The organism is Flavobacterium sp. (assembly GCF_027484945.1).
Taxonomy (GTDB): domain Bacteria; phylum Bacteroidota; class Bacteroidia; order Flavobacteriales; family Flavobacteriaceae; genus Flavobacterium.
The window spans coordinates 19,621-33,378 of record NZ_JAIXRZ010000053.1 but is presented as its reverse complement, the minus strand read 5'-3'; the positions used below and the strand labels follow the sequence as shown (position 1 = coordinate 33,378).

At 38.4% G+C, this 13,758-nt stretch carries 10 protein-coding genes and 1 pseudogene; 4 read left to right on the top strand and 7 right to left on the bottom strand.

The features are described from left to right. The 3 genes and pseudogenes from Q0039_RS07225 to Q0039_RS07215 form a co-directional block, all read right to left on the bottom strand. Positions 1–1,161: pseudogene (locus tag Q0039_RS07225) on the bottom strand (urocanate hydratase); the annotation flags it as partial. 6 nt (positions 1,162–1,167) lie between these two features. After that, complete coding sequence (locus Q0039_RS07220; protein ID WP_297511166.1) at positions 1,168–1,371, bottom strand: DUF5522 domain-containing protein; 204 nt, start codon at positions 1,369–1,371, stop codon at positions 1,168–1,170. A gap of 210 nt (positions 1,372–1,581) precedes the next feature. Beyond that, positions 1,582–5,151, bottom strand: a complete 3,570-nt coding sequence (locus Q0039_RS07215; protein ID WP_297511164.1) for a hypothetical protein — start codon at positions 5,149–5,151, stop codon at positions 1,582–1,584. Between the two features lie 316 nt (positions 5,152–5,467). Between Q0039_RS07215 and Q0039_RS07210 the strand changes: the two genes are divergently transcribed. Genes Q0039_RS07210 through hemL form a run of 4 tightly spaced genes read left to right on the top strand, consistent with a single transcriptional unit; the run spans position 5,468 to position 10,448 of the window. Beyond that, positions 5,468–7,297, top strand: a complete 1,830-nt coding sequence (locus Q0039_RS07210) for a T9SS type A sorting domain-containing protein (protein ID WP_297511162.1) — start codon at positions 5,468–5,470, stop codon at positions 7,295–7,297. A 32-nt stretch (positions 7,298–7,329) separates the two neighbouring features. Beyond that, the gene (locus Q0039_RS07205) at positions 7,330–8,223 is read left to right on the top strand and encodes a pyridoxal-phosphate dependent enzyme (RefSeq protein ID WP_297511160.1); all 894 of its coding nucleotides are present in this window, start codon (positions 7,330–7,332) and stop codon (positions 8,221–8,223) included. Beyond that, on the top strand, positions 8,210–9,160 hold the full coding sequence (locus tag Q0039_RS07200; RefSeq protein ID WP_366520892.1) for a glucosaminidase domain-containing protein: 951 nt from the start codon (positions 8,210–8,212) through the stop codon (positions 9,158–9,160). Before Q0039_RS07205 ends, Q0039_RS07200 begins: the two co-directional genes overlap by 14 nt. A gap of 1 nt (position 9,161) precedes the next feature. Continuing rightward, a complete protein-coding gene (hemL, locus tag Q0039_RS07195) occupies positions 9,162–10,448 on the top strand; it encodes a glutamate-1-semialdehyde 2,1-aminomutase (protein WP_297511158.1) in 1,287 nt (428 codons plus the stop codon). Positions 10,449–10,494: 46 nt separating this feature from the next. Here the strand turns inward: hemL and Q0039_RS07190 are convergent, their stop codons facing one another. The 4 genes from Q0039_RS07190 to lysS form a co-directional block, all read right to left on the bottom strand. Next, a complete protein-coding gene (locus tag Q0039_RS07190) occupies positions 10,495–10,836 on the bottom strand; it encodes a hypothetical protein (RefSeq protein WP_297511156.1) in 342 nt (113 codons plus the stop codon). Positions 10,837–10,899: 63 nt separating this feature from the next. Further along, entirely contained in the window at positions 10,900–11,331 is a 432-nt protein-coding gene (locus Q0039_RS07185) for a hypothetical protein (protein ID WP_297511154.1), read from the bottom strand. A 186-nt stretch (positions 11,332–11,517) separates the two neighbouring features. Further along, positions 11,518–11,862: a hypothetical protein gene (locus tag Q0039_RS07180; protein WP_297511152.1), complete on the bottom strand. Its 345-nt coding sequence runs from the start codon at positions 11,860–11,862 to the stop codon at positions 11,518–11,520. Positions 11,863–11,929: 67 nt separating this feature from the next. Continuing rightward, on the bottom strand, positions 11,930–13,618 hold the full coding sequence (gene lysS, locus Q0039_RS07175; RefSeq protein WP_297511151.1) for a lysine--tRNA ligase: 1,689 nt from the start codon (positions 13,616–13,618) through the stop codon (positions 11,930–11,932). Between the last annotated feature and the right edge of the window lie 140 nt (positions 13,619–13,758).

Below are 13,758 nucleotides of genomic sequence, written 5' to 3'. Positions count from 1 at the left end.
TGCAGTATGCTTGTTGATCGCTGCGGCATGACGGCGTAAGGTTTTTTGGACTTCTTCCCGAAATTTCTCGGGTTGTTGTGCCATTAAATTATTGGATTCTTCAAAGCTATAACCCATCGGATAATAACCGCCAGCCCATGGGTTGTGGAGTGAAGTTTGATCTGAACCCAAATCAATGTGGATATTTTCTTGGTCAAAGCGTTCCCAAACGTCGACAATATTTCCAAGGTAAGCGATGGATACGACTTCTTTCGTTTCTTGGGCTTTGCGCACGCGGGTGACGAGATCATTAATGTTTTCAATAATTTCATGAATCCACCCTTGTTCGTGTCGAATACGAGTGATTTTAGGATTTACTTCAGCGCATACCGTAATACATCCTGCAATGGTACCCGCTTTGGGTTGTGCACCACTCATGCCCCCTAATCCAGAAGTTACAAATAAGTTGCCACTTGGGGTTTTCTTTATTTTTCTAAAACCATTCAAAACGGTAATTGTTGTGCCATGAACGATGCCTTGTGGGCCAATATACATATAACTTCCTGCGGTCATTTGTCCGTATTGGGTTACTCCTAATGCGTTGAATTTTTCCCAATCATCCGGTTTGGAATAGTTGGGAATCATCATGCCGTTTGTAACTACAACGCGAGGAGCCTCTTTGTGGGAGGGAAATAATCCCATAGGATGTCCAGAATACATAACCAATGTTTGCTCGTCGGTCATTTCGGCCAAGTACTTCATAGTTAAGCGGTATTGCGCCCAATTTTGAAATACACCCCCATTTCCTCCATACGTAATCAATTCATGCGGATGTTGCGCAACGGCATAATCCAAATTGTTTTGAATCATAAGCATAATGGCTTTAGCTTGATCGCTTTTACCAGGATATGTTGAAATAGGTCGCGAATACATACGGTAGTCGGGACGTAGGCGGTACATGTAAATACGGCCGTAAGTGTCGAGTTCGTGTTTAAACTCAGGGATGAGTTCGGCATGTTGTTCCGACTTGAAATAGCGTAAGGCATTCTTTAATGCCAGCTTTTTTTCTTCCGCTGTAAGAATTTCTTTTCGTTTTGGTGCGTGGTTTATTTCCGGTTCATAGGGTTTGAATTGTGGAAGAACCTCAGGAATTCCCTCGAGTATTTGATCGTGAAAGGTCATTAATAATTATTTTCTTGAATTGTTAGATTGTTTGTTGATTCGAATGTCTCCTGTAGTTTTATCAAAACCATAGGGGCAGTGACGGCATCCAGATTTGCAACAATAGCCACGTTTTAAGTGATAAAGTTCGGTAAAAACACGAAAACCTTCTGGACTTAAATAATAATCTTCACCTTCTTTAAGTGTGTTTGGGTTTTGTTGATCATTCATAGGTACAAAATTAACAACTTTGAGACAATGAATGTCAACGTTTCCAAATATTTAACGCCTGTTGGATTGTGAATACTAATTATTGATGGTTTGCTGTATCAAGGGTGGATTTGAGTTTATGATACCTTATTTATAGGGAAATATATATCAATAAAAAAAGACCTTCGCTAGCTACAGTGAAGGTCTTTTTTTGTAAGGTTTTATTTTTGTTTAGAAAATAATCTTTTCTGATGAATAGTCTCCATTACTCAATTTTGTCTGAATAATTAAAGGGGTATTGTTTTTTGGCAAATTTTCAAGGGTTAACGAATATTCATTGTTTCCTTCATAATTGCCAATTACCCGACCAATCATATCAAAAACGGTTACCGAAGCAATCGGAATCATCGTGGATTGTACGGAAATAGTATCGGTACTAATTACTGCAACCTCATTAGTTGAAGCTGATTCGTCTTGACGTAAATTATAGTTATAGATAATAATAAATCGATTTAATCGTGTTCCATTTGTGCTGTAAAAACGGTAAGGACCATTTTTTAAGTTGTGGATAATATTAAGGTCTTTGTCACGAATATAAATATTTTGTGTTTGGAACAATCCATCAACGGCTGCTAATGCAATCGAATAAAATCCATTCGCGGGTGTTGTAAATCCAACCGGTACTTCATCCATTGAATTGAAAGGCAACTTACGTCCTTGTATTTGAAATTTGTTGCTTCCGATTAGCGAAAAAATATTCATTGCTCCACTAATCAATGTGTTACTGTCGTAAAAATTATCTACACCGTTCGAGGCACCTTCAACATAACCAATAAGTGAACGTTCAGAAACTAAATTGCTATTTACAATGTCTAGCCAGAAACGATGACGCTCAATATTTGTATTAACAGGAGAGTCAATTATGTTATCGGCAGTTCTGTAAAAAGTACTGTTGGTATACGTGTTGCTTCGTAATCCATTGTTGAATGTAACATTGTCAGTTGCAGCGGGTCCATCAATCATTTGAACAAAGAATCCTTGTCCAGCGCCAATAAAATAATCAGAGCCTGCGGCGGGACAACAACTTGTACCTGTAAAATTATAAGTTAAGTAATCACCAGGTGAGTAATTGTAGAGGTAACTATTGTAAAACGGACTTGCAATTTGTGCTGGTAGAGTGCCGTGGGTCCAAATTTTGATATTACCCATAATTTTTGTTTGGTTATTGAACAAAAACTGACTCGCGCGAATTGCTGAAGGGTAGGGGTTTCCTATTAAGTTCCAATTGTCACTATAGTTGTTGATTTCGGTTCCATTCAAGCCTACATGGTAAGCCGTATTGGTATCTGAGCCTCTTGAAATCGAAGCGGTGATTGGACCATTATTAGGAACGCCTGTGAATGTGTTTACTAAAGTTGAAGCAACGGTATTGCTGAAAGAATCAGGGCCACGTACAATATAGCCTCGGCCATTGGTCATCGTGTTTCCGGCCGCCAATTCCCAGTTTCCTTGACCCCCATTGGTGTTTGCAATGGTTGGGTTCCATCGCCAAATTAGTCCAGAGGTCGTTGGCGCCCCGATGTTACTAGTGTTGAATCCTGCAACGGGAGACGACCAATACACATAATCTTGTCTACGAATAGATGCATTTCGCGTATAGTTGATGTTTCCTGAATTGGCTACATTGTTAATTTGAACTAAACTTGAGTTGTTTTGCAAATTAAAAGTGCCTGTTGCATTCACAGTCACTTTATCGGTTACCGTTATCGTGTTGTTGGATGTTACGGTAAGTGATGCTCCATTTCGAACAATTACGTTACCTGCATAAGCCTGATAATTAGATCCAGAAATTATGGGATTATTCGGTGTGGTTGGAATCACTACACAATCATCGTTATCGGGTATTGAACTACTAGGTGTCCAGTTATTAGGTTTGTTCCAATCGGTATCTACTGATCCATTCCACGTTTTTTGACCATCAATAGTTACCGTCGCGTCGTCAATTAAATCAACAATAGCTCCATTACAAAACGTGTAACGCACTCTAGCGGTATAGGTAGTAGTAGCAGTAGGACAAACACTAATGGTTGGAGTTGTACCAACTACCGGTCCACTCGTGCCTGCACCTTCATACCAAGTTATAGTAGAAATAGAAGTTCCGGCAGGCATAAAGCGCCAAGCTTCGTTGGTAGCTGTCCAGTTGGGATCAAGTCCGTTGCGACCAGGAGCAACAACGGCTTGAGTACCGGTGTTGTTTTGTACCCCAACAATTGCGTTTCCGTCATTCCATGAAGCACAAACGGGTTTGTCTTTTATGAATACATCAATAATGTTGGTATTTTCATATAAAACCATCATCCCGGTATATTGCATCGAACTACACGATAAAGAATACATTGGAACTTGACTCCAACCAATAACCATTGCTCGACAGCCCGATGGCATGGTAACTAATTCCCAACCCACTTCACCACTTTCGCTAGGGTCAATATCGTGGTAAGCGCCAAAAATAGAATTTAGGGTAAGCGCTGTATTTGGTAAGTTGTTATTAATAAGCCAGTTGTTCATTCCTCCTGGAGTGTTGTCGGTGGTGTTGAACGATACCACACCGTTAGATCCTACAACGAATTGATTATAAGTATTGCCGTAAAAACAAAAATTAAAGGGAAGTGTAATTAAATCAGACCAAACATCATCCACGGAAACACTTATAGCATTTGCTAAGCAGCCAAATTGATAAGGTGGTGCATAGGGTATGGATTGAACAGTATAAGTAGAAGTGTTTCCTAAATTGCTATAGGTTGCTTCTAAAGTCGTACAGTTAGACCCAGTACAATTATTATATGGATTGGGGTCAACACCACTTAAGCCTAAACCTCCCGCAACATTACTTGGGCAAGCGGTTGAAGTAGTACCACTACCCGTTCCTGGAGAACAAGGAAAGGTACAGCTTCGGCTAATTGTAAAGTTGCCCGTAGTCGTTCCTGTGCCATAAAAGGAAATATAAACAAAATAATTAACTCCACTAGTCGTTAGAAAAGTATAAGTTTCTGTTCCACCTCCTAAGCCTATGTCTTGACACGAAATATTAGTTAAAGACCCACAAGAACCTCTTGCAATTGCCATTTCATGATCAAAACCAGCAGCAGCAGTTGAAGAAATGGTTGTAGTTTCTCCGTCGCCAACAAATGTATACCATACGCCGTTATTGCTTAATGAACAACCTGTGTTGTGATTGATCGTACTACTAGTTCCAACAGTGGTTCCTGCTAGATTGGTAGTGCTACAACTCAATGAAGTAGCAGTTGCACAGGTGCTATTTGCTGGAGGAGTACTAATACATAAGGATGTTAAATTCATATTATTGTTGTTTCCAACATTTACGACTTTAACATAATAAATACCATTAGCAAGAGGAGCTGTTGTGATGGTTTCCGTTTGTGCAGAATTGGCTGTAGTTGTTGCGTTAGCACAAGATATTGTTGTAAGCCCAGTGCACGATCCCGTAGAACCAATAAGTTGTAAAAGTAAGTTTTGATTCGATGCGTTTCCTACTATGGTTACCGATGTAGGACCACCACTAATAGTGAAAGTGTACCAACGGTCTCTTCTAAATGTCAATCCACCGCTGCAAGTTCCGACTAAAGGAGCGTCATCAGTAGTGTTGGCAACAGAGCCACTTAAACAAGTTCCATTAATTGTTATTGGTATTGCTGCAGCACAATTATTACCTTGCGCTTTAATCGATTGATTGGTTAAAAGAAGTAATAGTAATCCGAATAGGCTGTAAATTTTCTTCATAAATATGTACTTAGTTAGTAAATTTGGGTACACAAAGATTATAAAACTTAACAAGGTCTTCGTAATAAAGTCGATTATCAACCAATTTTTCAGACCAAGTTCACTTTTTTACAATTCCTTTACATACTGGGATTAATTGTTAAAAAGAAGTTTTTTTTAACAAGCGTTCAATTCATATAGATCGGTCGATTTAATTGGGAAGTTTTTATCGTAAAACAGTGATGTTTTCATCCCCGTTTTTTCTATTTTTTTAATAAAATTTTAATGAAATAGTTTTTTAAAAAATGGTTACTTTTACAAACCTATTCGCTTCACCGTGAAAAAAATAATATTCATAATTACTTGTTTTGGCTTATGGTTTTCACCATTAGTAGCCCAGCTGTATGTGGGTAATTCAAGTTTTGTGTTCAACAAAGGAGCTCTTTTATTTTCTAGAGGTAATTTAGAATTAAATGGAGCAGCCAGTAATTTGTATTTGCGCAATGGTGGTCAGTTTCTTCAAGCAACGTCAGGCCTTTCTTCGAATAAAGGAGTAGGTAAATTATCTGTTTTCCAAGAAGGGACATCTACTATGTATGCCTACAATTATTGGTGTTCACCGGTGGGAAATGCATCGACAACTCCTGGTAATGAAAATTTTGGTGCAACCATGTTGAATGTGCCCTTAACTTCGACTTCGAGTGTGCCAGCAACGTTAACGCTTTCGAGTTATAATGGATTTTCTGGTCCGGGTTCATTAACAATTGCAACGTATTGGATTTGGCGTTTTTTATCGTCAACGAATTATTCCCAATGGGTTCAATCGGGTGGAACAACCTCGATTAGTGCCGGTCAAGGTTTTACGATGAAAGGGGTGTCGGGGACCGACAGTACCAATCCAGGCGAATCAGTTGTCAATAATCCAGGAAATAATCAGCGTTATGATTTTAGGGGAAAACCCAATGATGGGTCAATTACCGTAAATGTTGGAAATGGTGCTTCTACACTTACAGGAAATCCGTATCCTTCTGCCATCGATTTAAATTTATTTTTAAACGATCCTTCCAATACGGCTGTTGATGGAACGGCATTGTTTTGGGAACATGATAAAACAGTGACTTCTCATAATATTGTTGATTACAGAGGGGGGTATGGCGTGTATAACGGTTTAACAAGTGTATATACACCCGCTACATTTTATTCGTATGATTTGAGTGGTAATCAAGGTACGGTATATAGTTCGCCCAACACAGTATACCAACGCAGATTTTCGCCCGTTGGTCAGGGTTTTATGGTGCGTGGTGTGACTAATGGTTCGGTTCAAATTAAAAACGCTCACCGCGTATTTGTTAAAGAAGGAGTTGCAAACTTTTCTCAATTTGAGCGAATTTCAAATACGTCAACTACGGTTGGAGCTTCAAATTTTTGGGATATTCCCAATGTTGCAGGGATTGATTATACCCAAATTCCAATGAATCCTGCGCCCCATTTTACGGTAAATGCTTCGTTAGGTGGAAATGCGGTGCGTCAAGTGGCCCTATGTTTTTTATCCTCAGCGGTTGATGGTATTGATCGTGCCGATTCTAAATCACCCGATGCCAATGCCAATTTACCTGCCGATATGTATCTTGTAATTGAAGATGAACCTTTTGTGCATGCAACGACAAGTTTTGATATCAATAAACGAATAAATATTGGTTTTAAAACAACTATAGCTACAACATTTACTTTGTTGGTTAATGATGTGTCGCATTTTGATTTGGCAGAATCTATATATCTTTATGATAGTGCGTTAGGTCTTTACCACGATATTAAAAATGCACCTTTTACCCTAACGCTTCCTGTTGGAACAGTTAATAATCGATTTCAAATCACGTTTACCGATCAAGCTTTATCCGATACGGTTATTGATTCGCAAAAATTTGAACTTTATCAAAACAATGCCAATCAAATGTTGACGTTACAAAATCCTTCTCAAATGGAATTGTCAGAAGTTGGATTATATGATAGCTTAGGAAAAACCATTTTTACCAAAAAGAATTGTGGTAATAATCCAATTTATGAATATTCAACCATTGGACTAGCAGAAGGAATTTACATTGTTCGTATTCGAACAAAAGAAGGTTATTCGCTTAGTAAGAAAATTATCATTAAATCAAATCGCTAAATTATAAAGGAGATTAGTTCCTTTTGATGTTAATGGAAGCAATAACCCAACTCCTTGATGTAATTAATGGCGTTCAGCTTTTTGTCCGAAGGGAAGATTTATTACATCCGGTAATTTCGGGTAATAAATACCGAAAGCTAAAGTATACTCTTGCACAAATTATTCTTGATAAGCGTTCAAGTATGCTTACTTTTGGTGGGGCACACTCAAATCATATTTTGGCCGCTGCCTATGCCGCTAACCAAAACCAATTACGTGCTATTGGTGTAATTCGTGGTGACGAATTAATCGATAGGTCCAAATGGGGTCCAACGCTTCAACGCGCGCATGATTTTGGTATGCATTTTGAATTTGTTTCGCGTACCGATTACCGAAATTTGAAAAATGACTTTAATTATTGGCGTCAGCGTTTTCCCGAGGTGGCAATTGTGCCTGAGGGTGGAACGAGTGCACTAGCCGTTAAAGGTTGTAGTGAAATCCTTTCGGATAAAGATGAGTGCTATGATTATGTGGTTTGTGCGGTGGGTACAGGTGGAACCTTAGCTGGGTTAAGCAATGCCCGACTGAGGCGTCCAAAAATATTAGGAGTTCCCGTTATCAAAGGCGATTTTTTAACCGAAGATATTCGTAAATTTGCAGTCAATTCAAATTGGGAATTGCTAAATGGATATGAATTTGGAGGCTACGGTAAAATAACTACCGCTTTAATTGCGTTTATGAATACATTTTATCAGAAATATCAAGTTCCTTTAGATCCGGTTTATACGGGAAAAGCAATGTTTGCAATTGATGAAAAAATCACTCAGAATTATTTCCCCAAAGGTTCAAAAGTGCTTTTTATTCACACCGGTGGTTTGCAAGGAATTTTAGCAATGAACACCTATTTGTCTCAAAAAAATCAAACTTTAATCGATGGCTATGTTTAGGAATTTAACGGTACTCATGATTCTTATTTTTGCAGTAGGGTGTGGTTCGTCACGCCCTGTAGTTCGAACTACTCAAACGGTTTCCTATACGCCCAAAGTTGATCCAAGAAAAACAAAAAAGGCCACTACGACAACAACTCCAAAACCTACAGGTGTTGGTAAAGTAACCCCCAATACGAATTCAAAGCCAAAAGACAATTCCGACAATTTGCCTGCTTCTAATCAAAATACTGAAGTGTTAGAAGCAACAACAGCAGTTAAAGTTACAACTGCAATGGTCTTAGCTTATATTGACACCTACAAAGAGATTGCTAAAAATGATATGAAAGAACATGGGGTTCCTGCGAGCATTACCTTAGGGCAAGGAATATTAGAGTCGGGTGCCGGTACGGGTCCATTGAGTGTGCAAGCGAACAATCATTTTGGTATAAAGTGCCATAAAGAATGGACTGGACCTTCCGTGAGTTATGACGATGATGCCGTTGGCGAATGTTTTAGAAAATACCCTCATCCTCATGAATCGTTTAAAGATCACTCCTTGTTTTTAGTGACACGTGAACGATATGCTTCGCTGTTTAAATTGGAATTAGACGATTATATAGGATGGTCTCAAGGCTTGAAAGCGGCGGGTTATGCTACCGATCCGGCCTATTCCACAAAGCTAATTACGCTTATTGAAAAGTACCAATTGTACCGCTATGATGCAGAAGTTTTGGGTAAACCAATACCGCAAATTAATCCATATAAAGAAGCGTTAGCGGTTAATTCCACATCTAGTTCGGCTTCTAAAAGCAATGGAAATTTGCATGTGGTTGAAAAAGGAGATACGCTGTTTTCCATTGCTCGAAAGTACGGAGTTACGGTTGACGACTTAAAACGTAGAAATAATTTAATTGATACGGCCATTTCAATAGGCCAAACCTTATTTATAAATTAAAATGCTATACCAAAGAAGTAGTCAGCTTTTTGCTGCCGCCGAAAAAGTAATCCCAGGAGGGGTTAACTCCCCTGTAAGAGCCTTTAAAGGTGTAGGAGGTACTCCTATTTTTGTTTCCCGTGCGAAAGGCGCGTATTTGTATGATGAAGATGGGAATCGGTTTATCGATTATATTAATTCTTGGGGGCCAATGCTGTTGGGGCATGCGCATGAGCCGGTAATTCAGGCAATTAAAACTAGAGCATCGCTGGGAACTTCCTTTGGCATGCCTACTGAGTTGGAAACGCAAATTGCAACATTAGCCCTTTCTATGGTGCCTAATATTGATAAAATTCGATTTGTCAACTCGGGTACTGAGGCCTGTATGAGTGCGATTCGATTGGCTAGAGGTTTTACCAAACGCGATAAGATTATCAAATTTGCCGGTTGTTACCACGGTCATTCCGATTCGTTTTTAATTCAGGCGGGAAGTGGCGCGAGTACATTTGGAACACCAAACAGTCCCGGAGTTACCCAAGGTACAGCAAAAGATACCTTATTAGCCCATTATAATAACTTAGAAAGTGTTGCGTCACTTTTTGCTGCAAACCCAAATTCGATTGCGGCAATAATTATAGAACCCGTTGCAGGAAATATGGGTTGTGTGCCTCCTTTACCTGGTTTTTTGGAAGGATTACGCGCGTTATGTTCCCAACACGGCGCATTACTGATTTTTGATGAAGTGATGACGGGATTTCGCTTAGCCAAAGGAGGTGTTCAAGAGCGTATGAATATTGTTGCCGATATCGTTTGTTTTGGAAAAGTAATTGGGGGTGGCTTACCTGTAGGGGCATTTGCAGCGCGGGATGAAATAATGAATTACTTAGCTCCGGTAGGTCCAGTGTATCAGGCGGGTACGTTAAGTGGGAATCCGCTTGCGATGGCTGCTGGATTAGCAATGTTGTCTGAAATACATTCGGATGCTGAATTGTTTTCACGAATCGATGCCAAAACGGCTTATCTTCATGAAGGCATGCAAAAGGTATTGCTTGAAAGTTCGCTACCCTTTACGATTAATCGTTTAGGTTCAATGATTTCTGTTCATTTTGATGAAAGTCCAGTCATTGATTTTGAAACGGCTAAAAAAGGAGATAATGAACGTTTTAAACGCTTTTTTCACGGCATGTTGCAAGAGGGTATTTATATTGCCCCTTCTGCGTATGAAACCTGGTTTATTACCGATGCCTTGACCTACGACGATTTGGATTACACAATCCAGGCAGTTGCAAATGTTGTACCTAAAATATAAAAAAAAAGCTCCTAAACAGGAGCTTTTTCATTAAGTATAATACACTTTATTTTGTTTCCGTTTTACCAATTAAACGGTTTAAAACCTCTGGTTTTGATTCTAAGATTGCCATTTGTTCGGCTGACAATGTTCCTCTTATTTTTGCTTCAATAACCTGACTCATTACTGTTTTGCGTTCTTGAGACATGTTTTTATTGGAAGTTACTTCGTGTTTCATTTCAAACAATCGAAAGAAATCTTCTTTTTGGCTTTCCTGCAAATTTACGATTTGCGAAAGTTCAGCCATGTCCTTTTTAGCCAATGTTTGATAGGTTGCCTCTTGATTTTGAGCATTCATTGAAATTGTAGCCGTTAAAAAAAAGGCAAAAGCAGCAATATATTTTTTCATGGGAAAAGATTTTATATAATAAATCAAAGATAAACTTTTTTAAGTTACTTCCAAAAAATTAAATTAGGGTTTGTTTTCTGCTTCCTTCTCGGTTGGGAATGCATCTCCATTTGCTCGTTTACGCGTAAGGCCGAGTTCAAATTGCGTATATTGTTGTGGGGTTAATATTTTTTTCATTTCGGCTTTAAAGGCTGCTTCATCAGCTTCTCTTTTTGCTCGTCTTGCAGCCAATTCCTCTTTAGTTAGGGGTGTTCCAGATGTTTTTTTACTTTTTAATTCTTCAACAGCAGCTTCACGGGTTTTGATAATCGTTTCAATCAAGGGTTTGATTTTGGCTATTTGATCGGCTTCCAAAGTTAGTCCACGTGTAAGTCGATTGTAAAGAATCTCAACTTTTTCTTCAAAAGTTATTTTTTTTGGAGTTGTAGCGGGAGCAATTTGCGCATTAGATACAGCAAAGGTCAACATTAATGCAATTACAAGTAATTTTTTCATACGTTTTAAATTTAGTGTAAGACTAAAATATTGATTTCAGGTTTAAAAATACTTAAAAAATTTATATTTCAAATTTGAAATAATTCTTGAACCATTACAAATAAAAGCAATATTAAAGTAGTGGAAAGAAAGTTATAAGTTTGGGATGTAAAATCATAAAAAAAAGAGGCCGGAGACCTCTTTTAATTATTTTTTATAAAACATTATTTTTGCGTACAGCTCTTTATTTTGTTTGAGGAGGTTGCGTTGTTCATCTGTAAAGCCCCACCAAATTTTCTGACCATACATTTCATAGATTTCTTTTTTCTTCGCTTCGTCAGTAGTGCTAGCGATTTCTTGAGCGCGCATCATAAATAAAGTTGCATAACTTGATTTTAGATTATCATCCATAGGAACAGCTTTGTCGAGCTCATTAAATTCTTTAGCAGCCATTTCTTTTGGATTTGGTGCTGCGTTTGCTGTTGCTGCTTTTTGTGCGTTAGCAGTTTGTAAAGCGATAAAAGCAAATAGTAAGTATGCTATTTTTTTCATAATGGTTTTATTTAATGAGTGCTAATATAAAGATTATTTCTCTAAAAACACAAAATTTAATTTGAAATTAGGTTAGTTGTACTGTTTTTGAATCCCCATCTACTACCACTTTTAGGAGTCCGATTTTACTGAGTCCTTTCATCGCAGCATCCCATTTTTTGCCACTTAATCCAGTCTTTTCCTTCAAAACCGATAGAAGTTGATGCTCTTCAGTTTTTAATAAATTGAGAATTAATTTTTCATCTTCGGTCAATTCCACTTGCTTTTTCTCCGGACGCATTTGTGGGAAAAATAAAACTTCTTGGATCGATGCATTATTGGTTAAAAACATAATCAAGCGGTCCATTCCAATTCCTAATCCCGAAGTTGGAGGCATGCCGTACTCTAATGCACGAATAAAGTCTTGATCGATAAACATGGCTTCGTCATCACCATTTTCGGCTAATTTTAATTGCGCTTCAAAGCGTTCCCGTTGATCGATTGGGTCGTTTAATTCAGAATAGGCATTGGCAATCTCTTTACCACAAACCATTAATTCAAAACGTTCGGTCAATTCGGGATTGTCACGGTGCGATTTGCAAAGGGGCGACATTTCTTTGGGGTAATCGGTAATGAACGTAGGTTGAATAAAATTACCTTCGCATTTTGCGCCAAAAATTTCATCAATTAATTTGCCTTTGCCCATTGTTTGATTGACTTCAATGCCCATTTCCAAAGCCGCTTCGCGCAATTCATTCTCTGATTTTCCGGTGATATCATAACCGGTGAATTTTTTAATAGCATCGGTCATTGTGATGCGTGCGTAAGGCGCCTTGAAATCTACATTGTGTGTCCCAAAAGTTGCTTGTGTAGTTCCGTTTACTTGTAGTGCACAATATTCCAGAAGGTTTTCGGTAAATTCCATCATCCAATGGTAGTCTTTGTAGGCCACATAAATTTCCATCGCTGTAAACTCAGGATTGTGAGTGCGATCCATACCTTCATTACGAAAGTTTTTAGAGAATTCATAGACGCCGTCAAATCCACCAACAATAAGACGTTTTAAATACAACTCATTGGCAATACGCATATATAACGGAATGTCTAATGAATTGTGGTGGGTAATAAAGGGGCGTGCGGCTGCTCCTCCTGGAATTGATTGAAGAACCGGAGTTTCTACTTCCATATAACCGGCTTGGTTGAAATAGGAGCGCATCGCATTGAATAATTTGGTGCGCTTGATAAATATTTCTTTCACTTCCGGATTGACCACTAAATCGACATAACGCATACGATAGCGTAATTCGGGATCTGAGAATTTATCATAAACAGTGCCTTCTTCGTCTACTTTTGGCATTGGAAGCGGTCGTAATGTTTTGCTTAATAAGGTAAACTGGTCGACTCGTATCGATTTTTCGCCAACTTTCGTAAGAAACAATTCGCCCACAATTCCAATAAAATCACCAAGGTCGGTTAATTTTCTAAAAACAGTAGTATATAATGTTTTGTCATCATTTGGACAAATAACATCGCGATTAAAATACAATTGGATACGGCCTTCGCTATCTTGTAATTCGGCAAACGCAGCCTTTCCTTGATCGCGAACACTCATTAAACGTCCAGATACAACTACCTTCTTACCTTCTACAAACGCTTCTTTAACTTGCTTTGACGTGTGGTCTACTGGAAAAAGAGATGCAGGATAAGGGTCAATGCCCAGCGCGCGCAGTTGATTAAGTTTGTCTCTTCGAATAAGCTCTTGTTCGGAAAGTTGCATAATTGAATTTTTAATTTGCAAAGATAACGTTTTGAAAAAAAGAATCAACTGTTCGATTTAATATTTAGCAGGTGTAATCCTGGTTGTGTATTGCGCGATTATGCTGGTGGTTTTGTATCTTTGTTTAATAATTTTAAAGG